Annotated in this window: 18 protein-coding genes; 12 read left to right on the top strand and 6 right to left on the bottom strand. The window is 56.0% G+C overall.

The features are described from left to right. The first annotated feature begins 18 nt into the window (after positions 1–18). The 7 genes from ispD (at position 19) to rpoS (ending at position 5,909) form a co-directional block, all read left to right on the top strand. Entirely contained in the window at positions 19–729 is a 711-nt protein-coding gene (gene ispD, locus ACN9MQ_RS17900) for a 2-C-methyl-D-erythritol 4-phosphate cytidylyltransferase (protein WP_040018909.1), read from the top strand. Further along, complete coding sequence (ispF, locus tag ACN9MQ_RS17895) at positions 729–1,208, top strand: 2-C-methyl-D-erythritol 2,4-cyclodiphosphate synthase (protein WP_328704199.1); 480 nt, start codon at positions 729–731, stop codon at positions 1,206–1,208. The genes ispD and ispF overlap by 1 nt, the downstream gene beginning before the upstream one ends. Continuing rightward, positions 1,205–2,254, top strand: coding sequence for a tRNA pseudouridine(13) synthase TruD (gene truD / locus ACN9MQ_RS17890; protein ID WP_328704200.1), 1,050 nt, complete (start codon positions 1,205–1,207; stop codon positions 2,252–2,254). The genes ispF and truD overlap by 4 nt, the downstream gene beginning before the upstream one ends. After that, on the top strand, positions 2,235–2,996 hold the full coding sequence (surE, locus tag ACN9MQ_RS17885) for a 5'/3'-nucleotidase SurE (protein WP_426021177.1): 762 nt from the start codon (positions 2,235–2,237) through the stop codon (positions 2,994–2,996). Before truD ends, surE begins: the two co-directional genes overlap by 20 nt. Continuing rightward, complete coding sequence (locus tag ACN9MQ_RS17880; RefSeq protein ID WP_020883820.1) at positions 2,990–3,616, top strand: protein-L-isoaspartate(D-aspartate) O-methyltransferase; 627 nt, start codon at positions 2,990–2,992, stop codon at positions 3,614–3,616. The genes surE and ACN9MQ_RS17880 overlap by 7 nt, the downstream gene beginning before the upstream one ends. 116 nt (positions 3,617–3,732) lie before the next feature. Further along, the gene (gene nlpD, locus ACN9MQ_RS17875; RefSeq protein WP_020883821.1) at positions 3,733–4,857 is read left to right on the top strand and encodes a murein hydrolase activator NlpD; all 1,125 of its coding nucleotides are present in this window, start codon (positions 3,733–3,735) and stop codon (positions 4,855–4,857) included. 59 nt (positions 4,858–4,916) lie between these two features. After that, a complete protein-coding gene (gene rpoS / locus ACN9MQ_RS17870) occupies positions 4,917–5,909 on the top strand; it encodes an RNA polymerase sigma factor RpoS (protein ID WP_013098493.1) in 993 nt (330 codons plus the stop codon). 52 nt (positions 5,910–5,961) lie between these two features. Here rpoS and ACN9MQ_RS17865 read toward each other — a convergent pair whose 3' ends face one another. Both ACN9MQ_RS17865 and ACN9MQ_RS17860 read right to left on the bottom strand, forming a co-directional pair. After that, positions 5,962–6,339: a DUF4440 domain-containing protein gene (locus ACN9MQ_RS17865; protein WP_047743518.1), complete on the bottom strand. Its 378-nt coding sequence runs from the start codon at positions 6,337–6,339 to the stop codon at positions 5,962–5,964. Next, positions 6,336–7,544 carry an MFS transporter gene (locus tag ACN9MQ_RS17860; RefSeq protein WP_219372373.1) on the bottom strand — a complete coding sequence of 403 codons (1,209 nt, stop codon included), beginning with the start codon at positions 7,542–7,544 and terminating at the stop codon, positions 6,336–6,338. Before ACN9MQ_RS17860 ends, ACN9MQ_RS17865 begins: the two co-directional genes overlap by 4 nt. A gap of 107 nt (positions 7,545–7,651) precedes the next feature. On the opposite strand from ACN9MQ_RS17860, the gene ACN9MQ_RS17855 reads away from it, so the two are divergent. Beyond that, complete coding sequence (locus ACN9MQ_RS17855) at positions 7,652–8,539, top strand: LysR family transcriptional regulator (protein ID WP_219372372.1); 888 nt, start codon at positions 7,652–7,654, stop codon at positions 8,537–8,539. Here the strand turns inward: ACN9MQ_RS17855 and ACN9MQ_RS17850 are convergent. Beyond that, positions 8,536–8,943, bottom strand: coding sequence for a MarR family winged helix-turn-helix transcriptional regulator (locus ACN9MQ_RS17850; protein WP_020883824.1), 408 nt, complete (start codon positions 8,941–8,943; stop codon positions 8,536–8,538). The two genes, ACN9MQ_RS17855 and ACN9MQ_RS17850, sit on opposite strands and share 4 nt — an antisense overlap. A gap of 171 nt (positions 8,944–9,114) precedes the next feature. On the opposite strand from ACN9MQ_RS17850, the gene ACN9MQ_RS17845 reads away from it, so the two are divergent. From ACN9MQ_RS17845 to ACN9MQ_RS17835, 3 genes are read left to right on the top strand one after another with little or no spacing between them, the layout of a single operon-like run. Then, on the top strand, positions 9,115–9,717 hold the full coding sequence (locus tag ACN9MQ_RS17845) for a non-oxidative hydroxyarylic acid decarboxylases subunit B (RefSeq protein WP_014171383.1): 603 nt from the start codon (positions 9,115–9,117) through the stop codon (positions 9,715–9,717). Further along, complete coding sequence (locus tag ACN9MQ_RS17840; RefSeq protein ID WP_426021178.1) at positions 9,707–11,134, top strand: non-oxidative hydroxyarylic acid decarboxylases subunit C; 1,428 nt, start codon at positions 9,707–9,709, stop codon at positions 11,132–11,134. Before ACN9MQ_RS17845 ends, ACN9MQ_RS17840 begins: the two co-directional genes overlap by 11 nt. Positions 11,135–11,144: 10 nt before the next feature. After that, entirely contained in the window at positions 11,145–11,381 is a 237-nt protein-coding gene (locus ACN9MQ_RS17835; RefSeq protein WP_014171381.1) for a non-oxidative hydroxyarylic acid decarboxylases subunit D, read from the top strand. A gap of 98 nt (positions 11,382–11,479) precedes the next feature. On the opposite strand, the gene mutS is transcribed toward ACN9MQ_RS17835, so the two are convergent. Next, a complete protein-coding gene (gene mutS / locus ACN9MQ_RS17830) occupies positions 11,480–14,041 on the bottom strand; it encodes a DNA mismatch repair protein MutS (RefSeq protein ID WP_044857871.1) in 2,562 nt (853 codons plus the stop codon). A 113-nt stretch (positions 14,042–14,154) separates the two neighbouring features. Next, positions 14,155–14,385 (bottom strand): SymE family type I addiction module toxin, encoded by a 231-nt coding sequence (locus tag ACN9MQ_RS17825; RefSeq protein WP_032678858.1) that lies wholly within the window; start codon positions 14,383–14,385, stop codon positions 14,155–14,157. Between the two features lie 174 nt (positions 14,386–14,559). Here ACN9MQ_RS17825 and ACN9MQ_RS17820 point away from each other — a divergent pair, with 174 nt between their 5' ends. Further along, positions 14,560–14,904, top strand: coding sequence for a nitrous oxide-stimulated promoter family protein (locus tag ACN9MQ_RS17820; RefSeq protein WP_040018915.1), 345 nt, complete (start codon positions 14,560–14,562; stop codon positions 14,902–14,904). Between the two features lie 66 nt (positions 14,905–14,970). Here the strand turns inward: ACN9MQ_RS17820 and flhA are convergent, their stop codons facing one another. Then, positions 14,971–17,043: a formate hydrogenlyase transcriptional activator FlhA gene (gene flhA / locus ACN9MQ_RS17815; protein WP_020883827.1), complete on the bottom strand. Its 2,073-nt coding sequence runs from the start codon at positions 17,041–17,043 to the stop codon at positions 14,971–14,973. Between the last annotated feature and the right edge of the window lie 39 nt (positions 17,044–17,082).

The raw sequence follows: 17,082 nt of genomic DNA, 5'->3' as shown, positions 1-17,082 counted from the left end.
CAGGCCCAGGATTACGACATGGCAGTAACTTTTTCGGACGTATGCGCCGTGGTGCCGGCTGCGGGTTTTGGCCGGCGCATGCAGACAGAATGTCCCAAGCAATACCTCTCTATTGGCGATAAAACGATCCTCGAACACTCTGTGGCGGCGCTGCTGGCGCATCCGCGGGTGACGCGCGTGATTATCGCTATCAGCCCGGGTGATGCGCGTTTCGCGCAGTTACCGCTGGCAAATCATCCGCAGATTACCGTTGTTGACGGCGGCGCCGAGCGTGCCGATTCCGTGCTGGCGGGCATTCAGGCCGCCGGTGAGGCACCATGGGTTCTGGTCCATGACGCTGCCCGTCCGTGCCTGCATCAGGATGACCTTGCGCGCCTGCTGGCGCTTAGCGAAACCAGCCGGGTAGGTGGTATTCTTGCCGCCCCGGTACGCGACACCATGAAGCGCGCTGAGCCGGGCAAGCAGGCTATCGCGCACACCGTTGAGCGCGTCGATTTATGGCACGCGCTGACCCCCCAATTTTTCCCCCGCGAATTACTCCACGACTGCTTAACGCGTGCGCTTAAAGAAGGTGCGACCATCACGGACGAAGCCTCGGCGCTGGAGTATTGCGGTTTCCATCCTGAGCTGGTTGAAGGACGCGCTGATAATATAAAAGTGACGCGTCCGGAAGATTTACAGCTCGCGGAATTTTATCTTACCCGTTCGACCCATCAGGAGAAGGCATAATGCGAATTGGACACGGTTTTGATGTACACGCCTTTGGCGGAGAAGGCCCAATTATCATTGGCGGCGTACGCATTCCTTATGAAAAAGGGCTGCTTGCGCATTCTGATGGCGACGTGGCATTACATGCCCTGACCGATGCATTGCTGGGTGCTGCGGCACTGGGCGATATCGGTAAGCTGTTCCCGGACACTGACCCGTCCTTCAAAGGCGCGGACAGCCGTGCGCTGCTGCGTGAAGCCTGGCGTCGTATTCAGGCGAAAGGCTACGCCCTCGGCAACGTGGATGTGACGATCATCGCTCAGGCCCCCAAAATGCTGCCGCATATCCCGCAGATGCGCGTGTTCATTGCAGAAGATCTCGGTTGCCACATGGATGATGTTAACGTCAAAGCGACGACGACAGAGAAACTGGGCTTTACCGGTCGTGGTGAAGGGATTGCCTGTGAGGCCGTGGCGCTGCTGGTGAAGGCAAGCCAATGATGGACTTCGACAACCTGACCTGGCTACACGGTAAACCGCAGGGGAACGGGCTGCTGAAAGCCAGCCCTGAAGATTTTGTTGTGGTGGAAGACCTGGGATTCGCGCCGGATGGCGAAGGCGAACATATCCTGGTACGCATTCTGAAAAATGGCTGCAATACCCGTTTTGTGGCCGATGCGCTGGCAAAATTCCTGAAGATTCATGCCCGCGAAGTGAGCTTTGCCGGGCAGAAAGATAAACACGCCGTCACCGAACAGTGGCTCTGCGCGCGCGTGCCGGGTAATACGATGCCTGATTTAAGCAAATTTGAGCTTGAGGGCTGTAAGGTACTGGAATACGCGCGCCATAAGCGCAAACTGCGTCTGGGCGCGTTGAAGGGCAATCATTTTACGCTGGTACTGCGTGAGATTTCGGACCGTGACGATGTGGAAAAACGCCTGAACGCTATCAACGCATGCGGCGTACCAAACTATTTTGGCGCACAGCGCTTTGGTATCGGCGGCAGCAACCTGCTCGGCGCACTGCGCTGGGCGCAAAGCGATGCCCCGGTCCGCGACAGGAATAAACGCAGTTTTTGGTTGTCGGCGGCCCGCAGTGCGTTGTTTAATCAGATTGTGAGCGAACGGCTGAAAAAACCGGACGCGAATCAAGTTGTTGTCGGCGATGCGCTACAATTAGCGGGACGCGGGAGCTGGTTTGTGGCAACGGCTGAAGAAATGGCCGATGTGCAGTCGCGCGTGGATACTCAAACGCTGATGATTACCGCAGCCTTGCCCGGCACGGGCGACTGGGGTACGCAGGGCGATGCGCTGGCTGCTGAGCAGTCTGCTGTCGCTGATATGCAGGCATTACAAACATTGCTGGTGCGGGAAAAAGTCGAGGCGGCACGCCGTGCGATGCTGCTCTATCCGCAACAGTTGAGCTGGAACTGGTGGGACGACGTAACCGTCGAGTTACGCTTCTGGCTGCCGGCAGGTAGCTTTGCCACCAGTGTTGTCAGGGAACTTATCAACACGTCGGGTGATTATGCGAATATTGCTGAGTAACGATGACGGGATCCATGCGCCGGGTATACAGACCCTGGCGAAACACCTTCGCGAATTTGCGGAAGTGCAGGTCGTGGCACCCGATCGTAACCGCAGTGGAGCGTCTAACTCTCTGACGCTGGAGTCGTCGCTTCGCACCTTTACCTTTGAAAATGGTGATATCGCCGTCCAGATGGGCACGCCGACCGACTGCGTTTTTCTGGGCGTGAACGCGCTGATGCGCCCGCGCCCGGACATCGTCGTCTCCGGTATTAACGCCGGGCCCAATCTTGGCGACGATGTGATTTACTCCGGAACCGTGGCCGCCGCCATGGAAGGGCGCCATCTGGGGTTCCCTGCGCTGGCCGTTTCGTTAAACGGCCACACGCACTACGACACGGCGGCAGCGGTGACCTGTTCTCTCCTGCGGGCGCTCAATCGCGAGCCGCTGCGTACCGGGCGCATCCTCAATATTAACGTGCCGGATCTGCCGTTGAATGAAATCAAAGGCATTCGCGTAACACGTTGCGGAAGCCGACACCCGGCTGACCAGGTGATCCCGCAGCAAGATCCGCGTGGCAATACGCTTTACTGGATTGGTCCTCCTGGCGACAAGTGTGACGCCGGACCGGATACCGACTTTGCCGCTGTTGATGAAGGATATGTCTCGGTTACGCCGCTGCATATAGATTTAACCGCGTATAGTGCGCATGATGTGGTGTCGGGTTGGCTGGATCGCGCAGGAGTGAACGCGCAATGGTAAGCAAACGTGTACAAACTCTTCTGGAACAGCTACGCGCTCAGGGGATCCGCGACGAGCATGTGCTCGACGCGCTCGCCCAGGTGCCGCGTGAGAAATTTGTAGACGAGGCGTTTGAACACAAAGCGTGGGAAAACGTGGCGCTGCCTATCGGGCAGGGCCAGACGATTTCACAGCCTTACATGGTGGCGCGTATGACGGAGCTGCTGGAGCTCACGCCCCATTCGCGCGTGCTGGAAATTGGCACCGGGTCGGGGTACCAAACCGCGATCCTGGCGCATCTGGTGCACCATGTTTGCTCCGTTGAGCGTATTAAAGGTTTGCAGTGGCAGGCGCGTCGTCGCCTGAAACAACTTGATTTACATAACGTTTCGACACGACACGGTGATGGATGGCAGGGTTGGCAGGCACGCGCCCCGTTTGACGCGATCATCGTGACGGCTGCTCCACCTGAAATTCCCGCTGCTCTGTTATCGCAGCTGGATGAAGGCGGCATTCTTGTTCTGCCTGTCGGGGACGAGCAACAGCTCCTGAAGCGCGTTCGTCGGCGTGGCGGCGAGTTTATTATCGATACCGTGGAAGCCGTGCGCTTTGTTCCTCTGGTAAAGGGGGAGTTGGCCTGAGACTCAGAATTATCCAGGGTTATTAAGGCAAATTCAGCGTATGGTGTGGCGCGAAAGATTCGTGTCATCACGGTAAATTTTAAGTCACTGGTAGTTAACACATTCCTGGGGGATAAATGAGCGCGGGAAGCCCTAAATTCACCATCAGCCGTGTTGCGGCATTATCACTGGTTTCGCTCTGGCTGGCAGGCTGTACAAGTTCTAATAATGCACCTGCGCCCGTCAGTTCCGTGGGAGGATCCAGCAGCTCGGGTAACACGTCCAGCGGAATGTTGATCACGCCTCCGCCTAAAATGGGCACTGCTGCGGCACAACAAAATCCGCCCATTCAGCCAATGCAGCCTCCTGTTACGCAGCCAACACAGGTTCAGCCAGTGGAACACCCTGTGCAGACTCAAAATGGCCGCATAGTGTATAACCGCCAGTATGGGAACATTCCGAAAGGTAGCTATACCGGTGGGAGCACCTATACCGTAAAACGCGGCGACACGCTGTTCTATATTGCGTGGATCACCGGGAACGATTTCCGTGACCTGGCGCAGCGTAATAACGTCCAGGCCCCGTATGGTCTGGAAGTCGGCCAGACGCTCCAGGTGGGCAATGCGACGGGTACGCCGCTCACGCCTGGCAACACCGTTTCAGCGGCCGATGTCACTGCGCAAAATAACAGCGTTAAGCCTGCACAAAAATCCACCACGGTGGTTGCTTCACAACCGGTAATTACGTATTCTGAGGATTCAGGTGATCAGACTGCTAACAAAATGTTGCCGAATAATAAAGGGACTGCGACTGTTGTCACAGCACCGACTACGGCACCTGTGGTTAGCTCTACTGAACCGACTGCCAGCAGTATGACCTCCAGTTCGCCAATTTCTGCATGGCGCTGGCCAACTGACGGCAAGGTTATCGAAAACTTCTCTTCCTCCGAAGGAGGAAATAAAGGGATCGATATCGCAGGGAATAAGGGACAGGCTATTATCGCGACCGCAGATGGTCGTGTTGTATATGCCGGTAACGCTCTGCGCGGTTACGGTAATCTTATTATCATCAAACATAACGATGATTACCTGAGTGCCTACGCCCATAACGACACAATGCTGGTCCGGGAACAACAAGAAGTTAAGGCGGGGCAAAAAATCGCTACCATGGGTAGCACCGGCACCAGTTCTACACGCTTGCATTTTGAAATTCGTTACAAGGGGAAATCCGTAAACCCGCTGCAGTATTTGCCGCAGCGATAAGTTGACGGGGCATGCCAGCCAGGGTGTCTCGTTCAGGGATCACGGGTAGGAGCCACCTTATGAGTCAGAATACGCTGAAAGTTCATGATTTAAATGAAGATGCGGAATTTGATGAGAACGGAGCAGAGGCTTTTGATGAAAAAGCCTTAGTAGAAGAGGAACCCAGTGATAACGATTTGGCTGAAGAAGAGCTGTTATCGCAGGGCGCCACACAGCGTGTACTGGACGCGACTCAGCTTTACCTTGGGGAGATTGGTTACTCCCCACTGTTAACGGCCGAAGAAGAAGTCTATTTCGCACGTCGTGCTTTGCGTGGTGATGTTGCCTCGCGCCGTCGCATGATTGAAAGTAACTTGCGTCTGGTCGTGAAAATTGCCCGTCGTTACGGCAATCGAGGTCTGGCTCTGCTGGATCTGATTGAAGAGGGCAACTTAGGTCTCATCCGCGCAGTTGAGAAGTTTGACCCGGAACGCGGGTTCCGTTTCTCAACCTACGCGACCTGGTGGATTCGTCAGACCATCGAACGGGCGATTATGAACCAAACCCGTACGATTCGCCTGCCGATTCACATCGTCAAAGAGTTGAACGTCTATCTGCGTACTGCGCGCGAGTTGTCCCATAAACTGGACCACGAGCCAAGCGCGGAAGAGATCGCCGAACAACTTGATAAACCGGTTGATGACGTAAGCCGTATGCTGCGTCTCAACGAGCGCATTACCTCCGTTGACACCCCGTTGGGTGGCGACTCCGAAAAAGCGCTGCTGGACATCCTGGCCGATGAAAAAGACAACGGTCCGGAAGACACCACGCAGGACGATGACATGAAACAGAGCATCGTCAAATGGCTGTTCGAACTGAACGCCAAACAGCGTGAAGTGCTGGCACGTCGTTTCGGTTTACTGGGGTATGAAGCTGCAACACTGGAAGACGTCGGCCGCGAAATTGGCCTGACCCGTGAACGTGTTCGTCAGATTCAGGTTGAAGGTCTGCGTCGCCTGCGTGAAATCCTGCAGGGGCAAGGTCTGAATATCGAAGCGCTGTTCCGCGAATAAGCAATCTTTCATCAAAAAAGGCCCGTCGTGAGACGGGCCTTTTTCTTTTGCGTTACGGTTGTGCCGTTTCGTGCAGCAAACGCCACGTTATCTTGCCATCCTTCTGATTGAGCACGGCGGTTGACCAGCGCACATTGACGGGCTGATCCGGGCGAGTTTGCGTTTCCCGGTAGTGAAGCACTGCGCCGTTGGCCCACGTCTGTAGCGTCGTTATCTCATCAAGAACAATCTCCAGACCAGGACGGCTGCCGCGCTGAAGGTCCAGGAAACCGACAAGCGCGTTATAGTCAAAATGGACGCCACCTGGGGTGAGCATCATAAAATCCGGCTGAAAGTGGGCAAGCAGGGCGTCAACATCCCCTTCGCCCTTACCCAACCAGTTCTCCAGCTTAACGTGAACGTCGATAATGTCCTGTTCGAAATGGGTCATGGTTTCTCCTGTTGCACCTCTGAAAGCACCTGCGTGTTGTTAAGACGAAAGACGTACACGACGGGCAGTAATGTGATGGCCGCAGCAACACTAAACATCCAGTGCCATGCGGCGAGCGGCGTGAAAAACGCCAGTGTCAGGTTCAGCACCTGCGAGAGCAGGAATGCCCCGGCAAAAAAACTGATCTGACGATTAAGATTCCATAGCGCGCTGGCGTCAGGCATATCGTCGCGCGCCGTCGTTAAAAATGCGCTGCTTTGCGCCGTACTGCTGCAAAGACTGCCGCCCGCGCCCATTAACGTAAACGCGGCGCCAGGCAACAACACTGTGGTAGTGGGGCTGACGTTAAGCAGCAGTAAAACGCCCAGCGCCTGTAACAGGCAACCCACGACAATGAGAGGCCGGGGACCCACGCGGTTAAAATAACGTCCGGTCGCGGTGATCGCCATAAACGAGGCCAGAGACCATGGCAGCATCAGCATCCCCGTTGCGGCAGGTGTCATGTGCGCCTCGCTCTGAAGATAATACATCCCCGTGACGTTCACCCCAATAAACATGCCGGGTACGCACAAATAGACAAGCATGGAAAAACGCAGCAGCGGGTCGGCCAGCAGGGGCAGGTTTAACAGCCTGCTCGCTTTCACGGGGGCCCTCTCATTCTTAAGCCACACGCAGGCCAGGAAAAACGTCACGGCGGCGACAGGCGTTGTGGCAAAAAATATCCATCGCCAGCTGAGTGCCTGAACCAGCACTCCCCCCACGGCGGGTGAGCATGCAGGCGCAAGCAATGCAACCAGCATGACCGCTGAGGAGAGCCTGGCACGCTCATGGGGTTTAAATTGTTGCCAGGTCAGCGCCTGTCCGACCGGGATCAGTAAACCCCCTCCCATGCCCTGCAGCACTCGCCAGGCAATCAGGCTCTCAAGTGAGGACGACAAACCTGCCGCAACGGAGGCGGCGCTAAAGAGAAAAAGCGAAAGCAGAATGACATGCTTCGGCCCGAGCCTGCGCGTCAGCAGGGTGCTGAAGGGGATGACGAGTGTCAGACCGGCAATATAGCCGTTACTGACCCAGGCAAGCGATGAGGGCGTGGCGTTGAACGCCTGAGCCATTGCCGGAAAAGCGACGCTGGCGATAAACATATTAATTAAATCAAGAAAAAAGCCCAGCAGATAGACAACGGCGACTTTGCTGCGATACGACATGGCGGCACCTCCAGTGAGGGGCGTATCGTATCGGGCAGGGAGGAACGGATAAACGTTATAAAGCGCGATATACTGTCAAAAAATTTTTGACAGTAATAGGGCTGACCATGATTAATTTGCAGCGTACCGCGATGTTTGTCGCCGTCGCGGATAGCGGCAGTTTCACCGCCGCAGCAGAGGCAATGGGGCTGACAAAAGCGGTGGTCAGCTTCAATATCCGCCAGCTGGAAGATGAACTGGGTGTCACCCTGTTGCTGCGTTCCACCCGTCGACTGACGTTAACCGAGGCAGGGAGGCTTTTCCATCAACGGAGCGTCGCGCTTTTAAAGGATGCGGAACGCCTGAAGGACGACGTCCGTGCAAACCATGCAGGTCTCACGGGGGAGTTGCGGATCACCACCACACCGGAGTACGGCTCGCAGGTTGTGGTCCCGTTACTGGCTGAGTTTAGCCAGCAACACCCGGACCTTCGCGTGCGTCACGTTTCGTCTTCACTGCATGCCGATCTGATTTCAGAGCGCTTTGATGTCGCCATCCGGCTGGGAACCCTTGCCGATTCACGCTACCACGCGGCACTGATAACGCAGTTCACTATTTTCCCCGTAGCAACGCCCGGCTGGCTGCGTAACCATCCTGTAGAATCGCTTGAACAGCTGGCGAAAGCTGACTGGATTATTCATGAGCGCTTAGCCTCGCCGCTGCGCTGGCAGGTGAACGATGCCTGCGGTGAGCCCGCCACGCTGGAAATTAAAAAAGCACCGCGTTTGTTTGCGGACAGTGCTCAGGCGCTGATGGCCTTTGCGCTCGCGGGATGTGGCGTGGCGCTGTTGCCGGCGTGGCTGGTGCGCCATGCGCTTGATGACGGCACGCTGGTGTCGGTTTTACCGGAATATACCTTTGCGCGGCAGGGCATCTATGCGGTTTATCCCGATGCCCCGCATGTGCCTGCGAAAGTGCGCACCTTTATCGACTTTATGCGCACCCGGGTTAACTAGTCGCGCATCATTTTTTTGACGAGTGCGGAGAATTGCGCCCGCTCGTCGTTGCTCAGCCGCCCTAAAAACGCCTCATCCACGTCATTGCCGAGCGGTTTACAGCTGGCAAGCAGCGCTTCACCTTCCGGCGTCAGAAAGACGAAACGACGGCGCTTGTCCGCCGGATCGTGCTCGCGTTTTACCAGTCCACGCGCCTCCATGCGGCTCAGCATCTCCGCGAGCGTCGCCTTTGTGCTGACCGCCACTTCTGTCAGCGCAACTTGCTCAATCCCCGGATTTTCGGCAATAGACCGCAATACCGCGTACTGCGGTTTGGTCAGTTCCGGCAATGCATGTTGCCAACGGGCAGTATGCTGTTGAAAAAGCTGGCGTAACAGGTGAAACGCCTCTTGTCTCAGTTCCATGAACACTCCGACGAAAAATTCTCTCCCTATGATAGCCGCTCTTGCCCAGGATTTTAACGCGGCAATTTTTAGCAATTAATGTGATCGTGTACGAACAATATTGTCAGAAACAGGATCCGGGAGTAACGTATTTAATATGTTCGTATGCGAACGAATTAATTGAGGTGCTGAATGAGATTGATAGTTGGAATGACGGGCGCAACGGGAGCGCCGCTGGGCGTAGCGTTGCTGCAGGCATTACGTGACATGCCGGAGGTGGAGACCCATCTGGTCATGTCGAAATGGGCAAAAACCACCATTGAGCTGGAGACACCCTACACCGCACAGGATGTGGCTGCGCTGGCCGATGTTGTCCACAGCCCGGCCGATCAGGCTGCCACTATCTCATCCGGCTCGTTTCGCACCGACGGCATGATCGTCATTCCCTGCAGTATGAAAACCCTGGCAGGCATTCGCGCAGGCTACGCCGAAGGACTGGTGGGCCGTGCGGCAGATGTGGTGCTGAAAGAGGGGCGCAAACTGGTGCTGGTTCCTCGTGAAACCCCGCTCAGCACCATTCATCTCGAGAATATGCTCGCACTGTCCCGTATGGGCGTGGCAATGGTGCCGCCGATGCCCGCGTATTACAACCACCCGCAGACCGCCGACGATATCACCCATCACATTGTGACCCGCGTGCTCGACCAGTTTGGTCTGGAGCACAAAAAAGCGCGCCGCTGGAACGGGTTGCGGGAAGCAAAACATTTTTCACAGGAGAATAAAGATGGCATTTGATGATTTGAGAAGCTTCCTGCAGGCGCTCGATGAGCAAGGGCAACTGCTGAAAATTGAAGAAGAGGTGAATGCAGAACCGGACCTGGCCGCGGCAGCCAATGCCACAGGCCGTATTGGTGACGGCGCACCGGCGCTGTGGTTCGATAATATTCGCGGGTTTACCGATGCCCGGGTGGTAATGAACACCATTGGTTCCTGGCAGAATCACGCCATTTCTATGGGACTGCCCGCGAACACCCCCGTCAAAAAACAGATTGATGAGTTTATTCGCCGCTGGGATAAATTCCCCGTCACGCCAGAGCGCCGTGCAGATCCCGCCTGGGCTCAAAATACGGTGGAGGGTGAAGGCATTAACCTTTTCGACATCCTGCCGCTGTTCCGTCTGAACGACGGTGACGGCGGTTTTTACCTCGACAAAGCGTGCGTCGTTTCGCGCGATCCGCTTGATGCGGATAACTTCGGCAAGCAGAACGTCGGTATCTATCGCATGGAAGTGAAGGGAAAACGCAAGCTGGGTCTGCAACCGGTTCCGATGCACGATATCGCCCTGCATTTGCATAAAGCGGAAGAGCGCGGTGAAGATCTGCCGGTCGCGATTACGCTTGGCAATGATCCGATTATTACACTTATGGGCGCGACGCCGCTGAAATACGATCAATCTGAGTATGAGATGGCCGGTGCGCTGCGCGAAAGCCCCTATCCCATTGCGACGGCACCGCTGACCGGCTTTGATGTACCGTGGGGATCTGAAGTCATTCTGGAAGGGGTGATTGAAGGCCGCAAGCGCGAAATCGAAGGACCCTTTGGTGAGTTTACCGGGCACTACTCTGGTGGCCGTAACATGACGGTGGTGCGTATTGATAAAGTGTCTTACCGCACAAAACCCATTTTTGAATCCCTCTACCTCGGCATGCCGTGGACCGAAATTGACTACCTGATGGGCCCGGCTACCTGTGTACCGCTCTACCAGCAGCTGAAAGCAGAATTTCCGGAAGTGCAGGCGGTCAATGCCATGTATACCCACGGTTTGCTGGCGATTATCTCCACCAAAAAACGCTACGGTGGCTTTGCCCGTGCAGTCGGCTTACGTGCTATGACCACGCCGCACGGCATGGGCTATGTGAAGATGGTGATTATGGTGGATGAAGACGTTGACCCGTTCAACCTGCCGCAGGTGATGTGGGCGCTGTCCTCGAAGGTGAACCCGGCGGGCGATCTGGTGCAGTTGTCGAATATGTCGGTGCTTGAACTGGACCCGGGCTCCAGCCCGGCAGGCATTACCGACAAACTGATTATTGATGCCACCACGCCTGTTGCACCCGACAACCGGGGCCACTTCAGCCAGCCGGTACAGGATTTACCTGAAACCAAGGCCTGGGCCGAAAAACTGACTGCGATGCTGGCTGCACGCCAATAAGGAGGAAAAGATGATATGTCCACGTTGTGCTGATGAGCATATTGAGGTGATGGCAACATCACCGGTGAAAGGGGTCTGGACTGTCTATCAGTGCCAGCATTGTCTGTATACCTGGCGTGACACGGAACCGCTACGCCGGACCCACCGCGATCATTATCCGCAAGCGTTTCGCATGACGCAGAAGGATATCGATGACGCACCACAGGTGCCGACGATCCCGCCGTTACTGGCCGACGATAAGCGCTAAAAAAAAGCCGGGAGGCGGTTTCGCCTTACCCGGCCTGTTTGTTTCAGATACCGCTACTTCCCGGCAGGCCCGGTAAGCATTGCGCCACCGGGTGCAGACTACACCAGGCTTTTCAGGCGATAAATCCACTCCAGCGCCTGACGCGGCGTGAGCGAGTCCGGATCGAGATTTTCCAGTGCCTCAACGGCCGGTGACGTCTCTTCTGCCGGGGCTAGCAATGACATTTGCGTGCCATCAATCTGCGTGGCCGCGGCATTCGGTGACAGGCTCTCCAGCTCACGCAATTTCTGGCGCGCACGTTTGATCACCTCTTTTGGAACCCCCGCCAGCGCGGCCACGGCCAGGCCATAGCTCTTGCTCGCGGCACCATCCTGTACGGTGTGCATAAAGGCGATGGTATCGCCGTGTTCCAGCGCATCGAGGTGGACGTTTGCCACGCCTTCCATCTTTTCTGGCAACTGTGTCAGCTCGAAATAGTGGGTTGCGAACAGCGTCATTGCCTTGATCTTATTGGCAAGGTTTTCAGCGCAGGCCCATGCCAGTGACAGACCATCATAGGTTGATGTTCCGCGCCCGACTTCATCCATCAATACCAGGCTGTATTCGGTCGCGTTATGCAGAATATTGGCGGTTTCGGTCATCTCCACCATAAAGGTTGAGCGGCCGCTGGCCAGATCGTCCGCTGCCCCGACACGGGTAAAGATACGGTCGATAGGGCCAATCTCCACTTTTTGCGCAGGAACGTAGCTGCCGATATAGGCGAGCAGAGCAATAAGCGCTGTCTGGCGCATATAGGTACTTTTACCGCCCATGTTTGGACCGGTAATGATCAGCATTCTTCTCTGCGGCGACAGGCTTAGCGGGTTGGCGATGAACGGCTCGTTCAGCACCCGTTCCACAACCGGATGACGGCCTTCGGTGATGCGAATACCGGGTTTATCGGTAAAGGTCGGGCAGGTGTAGTTCAGCGTTTCAGCGCGTTCTGCCAGGTTGACCAGCACGTCCAGCTCTGCCAGCGCACTGGCGCTTGACTGCAGGTCTGCAAGGTGCGGCATCAGCATGTCGAACAGCTCTTCATACAGCTGTTTCTCCAGCGCCAGCGCCTTGCCTTTCGAGGTGAGAACTTTGTCCTCGTACTCTTTCAGTTCAGGGATAATGTAACGCTCAGCGTTTTTCAGCGTCTGGCGGCGCACGTAGTGGATGGGGGCCAGATGGCTTTGTCCACGGCTGATCTGAATGTAGTAACCGTGAACCGCGTTATAGCCCACTTTGAGGGTGTCGAGCCCAAGGCGTTCGCGCTCGCGAATTTCCAGCTTATCCAGGTAGTCCGTGGCACCGTCGGCCAGCGCACGCCATTCATCCAGCTCTTCGTTGTAGCCCGGGGCAATTACGCCGCCGTCACGCACCAGAACCGGAGGTGCGTCAATAATGGCGCGTTCGAGCAGCTCGCGCAGCTCGCTAAATTCACCCATGGTTTCACGCAGTTTCTGCACCGGCGCGCTATCCACATCGGCGAGCAGGCTGCGCAATTCCGGCAACTGCTGGAAGGCATGACGCATGCGGGCGAGGTCGCGCGGACGTGCCGTACGCAGCGCCAGACGCGCAAGAATACGCTCCAGATCGCCGACCTGACGCAGCACGGGCTGCAGTTCACTGTAGCGATCCTGCAACGCGGCAATCGTCTGCTGACGACAGGTAAGCGTGTCGGTATCGCGAATGGGCATATGCAGCCAGCGTTTTAACATACGGCTGCCCATCGGCGTCACCGTGCTGTCGAGGACGGAAGCGAGGGTGTTTTCCATGCCTCCGGCCAGATTCTGGGTGATCTCCAGATTACGACGCGTCGCGGCATCCATAATGATGCTGTCCTGCTGCCGCTCCATCGTGATCGAGCGGATATGCGGCAGGGTGGTGCGCTGAGTATCTTTGACGTACTGCAGCAGGCAACCCGCGGCACACAGTCCGCGCGGGGCATTTTCCACACCAAAGCCAATCAGATCGCGGGTGCCAAACTGCAGATTCAACTGCTGGCGCGCGGTATCAATTTCGAACTCCCACAGCGGACGACGGCGCAGACCGCGGCGGCCTTCAATCAGCGCCATCTCGGCAAAATCTTCGGCATAGAGCAGTTCTGCCGGGTTCGTGCGCTGCAATTCAGCCGCCATCGTTTCACGATCTGCCGGTTCGCTCAGACGAAAACGTCCGGAGCTGATATCCAGCGTCGCATAACCGAAACCTTTGCCGTCCTGCCACAGTGCTGCCAGCAGGTTATCCTGACGCTCCTGCAGCAGGGCTTCGTCGCTGATCGTACCAGGCGTGACGATGCGCACGACTTTGCGCTCAACCGGTCCTTTTGACGTTGCCGGATCGCCGATCTGTTCGCAAATGGCGACTGACTCACCCTGATTCACCAGTTTCGCAAGGTAGTTTTCTACCGCGTGATGCGGAATACCGGCCATGGGAATGGGCTCGCCTGCAGATGCGCCACGCCGGGTCAGCGAGATGTCGAGCAGCTGCGACGCACGTCTGGCATCGTCATAAAATAGCTCGTAAAAATCGCCCATACGGTAGAACAGCAAGATTTCCGGATGCTGTGCTTTCAGCTTCAGGTACTGCTGCATCATCGGCGTATGTGCGTCGAAATTGTCGATTGTGCTCATGGAGTTATGATGTCCATTTCTTTGAAAATAATACGCTTTGGGCGGCTCAGTGGCCGTTAGTTCCTTCTATTGTCGCATGAAAAAAAGGTACGGCGCAGAAAAATGTCGCGGCATTACGAGGTGCCTTCCTGCACTAACTCAATGACAATTTTTCCATGCTCAACCCCCACTCTGACCTGCGAATGGGTGGTAAACCCCGCTTTTTCAAGCCAGTCGCCCTTTAAGCTCAGCGCCGCATGCACGCTGTAGCGTTTGGGTATCTTGGTGTTACGGTCTTCATGACGCTTTCTGAAATACCCCACTTTCAAATGACGATAGGATTTGGTGATAGCGATCTTGTGCATACGGCCTCCGGACAACGTGGACAAGGGTCATTCCTGATGCTGTATAAAATACCAGTGATTTACTGCAGGTGTGGGCTTAATACTGGAATCAGCCTTCAGAAAACAGAATGCAACACCTGAAATCAGTAGCTGAAAGGCGTATTATAAATGCACTTTATTATCTGGTGAGCCGTTATGTCCGGAAAACGCATTACACGTGAGAAAGAGACGATCGCGAAAATGATCGCGCTGTATGAAACACAGTGTCCCCAGGCTTCGCAGGAAGAGGGGCATTATCAGGCGCTGAAAGCGTATGCCAATAAGCGCCTGGATAAATGCGTTTTTGGTGAGGAAAAACCCGCCTGTAAACAGTGCCCCGTTCACTGCTATCAGCCTGCCAGGCGCGAAGAGATGAAGCAGGTGATGCGCTGGGCTGGCCCACGCATGTTATGGCGTCATCCCATCCTGACGGTACGCCACCTGATGGATGACCGTCGCCCGGTACCGGAATTACCGGAAAAGTATCGCCCGAAAAAGTAACCGTTCAGGCGCTTCGCTGACGACCGTATCCCAACGCCTGCATGCGGGATCTCAGCCAGAATGACGCTACACCAGGCTCTCTTTATCAATCCCGAGACGTTTCATGCGCGACAGCAGCGTGGTGCGTTTTAGCCCCAGTCGCTGGGCGGCACCTTTCGGTCCGGCCACGACACCGTTAGTCTCTTTCAGCACGCGCATGATCAGCTGATATTCGTCTTCACCTTCCTGCGCCACGTCGGTGGCTGTAACCGGGGTTTCGGGCAGGGAAACTTCGGGCAGGGAGAGTTGCAGTACGTTACCGCGCGTCAGCAATACCGCACGTTCAATGACGTTTTCCAGTTCACGCACGTTACCCGGCCACTCCATCGAGGAGAGGGTACGTAGCGTCTCGGCGGGGATACTGTCGATGTTGCGGCCCATCCGGCGGGCTATTTTGGCGGTAAACGCTTTGACCAGTAGAGGGATATCTTCCGGCCGTTCACGCAGGGGCGGCAGGCAGATTGGGAAGACGTTCAGGCGATAATAGAGGTCGCTTCGAAACTCGCGGTCGGCGACCATTTTTTTCAGGTCGCGGTTGGTGGCGGCAATGAGCCGCACGTCAGTCTGGATAAGTTTGTTACTGCCAAGACGTTCAAACTCCTGCTCCTGCAGGACGCGAAGCAGTTTGGGCTGCAGCTCCAGAGGCATGTCACCCACTTCATCAAGGAACAACGAGCTTTTGTCCGCCAGCTCGAAACGGCCCAGGCGCTGGCTGCTGGCACCGGTAAACGCGCCGCGTTCGTGGCCAAAGAGATCGCTTTCCAGCAGGCCTGCGGGCATAGCGGCGCAGTTCATCTTCACCATGCGGCGGCTGTTACGGTTGCTGAGGTTGTGGATCGCACGGGCAATCAGCTCTTTACCGGTGCCGGTTTCACCGAGGATCAGCACCGTACTGTCACTTTGCGCCACCATCTCCACCTGTTTCAGCACGCTGTACATGGCATCGCTGCGGCCGATGATTTCGCCAAACTCGCTGTCCACGTTGTTAAGCTGTTCCGTCAGCGCCAGGTTTTCATCCACCAGCCGTTCTTTCAGACGGTGGATCTCCTGATAGGCCAGCGCGTTATCCAGTGCGATGGAGATACGCTCGGCAATCTGGCGCAACAGTTTCAGGTTGGCGGTGGTAAAGACGCCCTCTTCACACTGCGCCAGCTTCAGGACACCAAGCATAGTATTGCCGGACATCAGCGGCAGCAGGCACAGCGTCTGGATTTTATTCCCCCAGGTGTTAAACAGCATCCGCTCATAAGGCGCGAGCGCATCCTGCTCGTTGAGGTTGAGCAGCAGGATCTCTTTGCTTTTAAATACCCGCTCAGAGAGCGTGCCCGCCTCATCCACTTCACTCTGTTCGTGGGCGGGATTTGCCTCATCAAGATAGTGGGTGGAGTAGATGTTCAGCTTGCCTTTCCGGTGCCCCCGGAGCGCAATACTGATGGCGTCGATTTTGAAATAGTGGTGGATCTCTTTTGAGACTTCGCTGACCAGCTCATCCATATCGAGGCGCGAAAGCACCGCGTTGGTGATGGCCACCAGGATCCGGAAATTGTCACGTTCGCGGCTCAGCAGGTCGTAATCCACATTATTGGTGACGCGGCTTTGAATTTGCTCTGCGACCACGGCCACAATCTGGGTGAAGGTGTGCAGACGCTCGTATTCCGCCTCGCTCCACGGCTGGTCGGTGTGACGAATAAACTCGCAGCCGCCGAAGATATGCCCTTCCACCGCCAGTGGCAGCAGGCTGTAGTGGCCGAAAGGCGGGTATAACTGACTCTGCGCCAGCATCGGCCACGCTTCGCGGAATTCCTCAAAATTGCAGTGCAGCGCCTCCGGGCGGGAAAGAATACGCCGGACAGGACCATGAGCGAGGTAGGTTTCATCCTCGTACTCAAACGCTTTGCCATTGTCGCGCGTTGAATAGTAGCTCGCGCGATGGCTTGCGCTATGCCAGAGCACAATTGCGGCGCTGTCTGCCAGCGCTGATTGCCTGACCAGCCGCGTCAGGGCATCGCTCAGCGCGCCAAGATCGGGCTGCTGTAAAAGTGTGCGCGTAATGTCAAACAGGCCCTGCTGTCCAAGATCGCTCATCGGTGTATACGGCATATTGCTTTCCAATAGAAACTGGCAAAAAAGAGAAAGTCA

The organism is Enterobacter sp. R-25 (genome assembly GCF_049913205.1).
In the GTDB taxonomy this organism is placed as follows: Bacteria; Pseudomonadota; Gammaproteobacteria; order Enterobacterales; family Enterobacteriaceae; genus Enterobacter; species Enterobacter ludwigii.
Note: the sequence above shows the minus strand (reverse complement) of the source record. Positions and strands in the feature narration are given on the sequence as shown.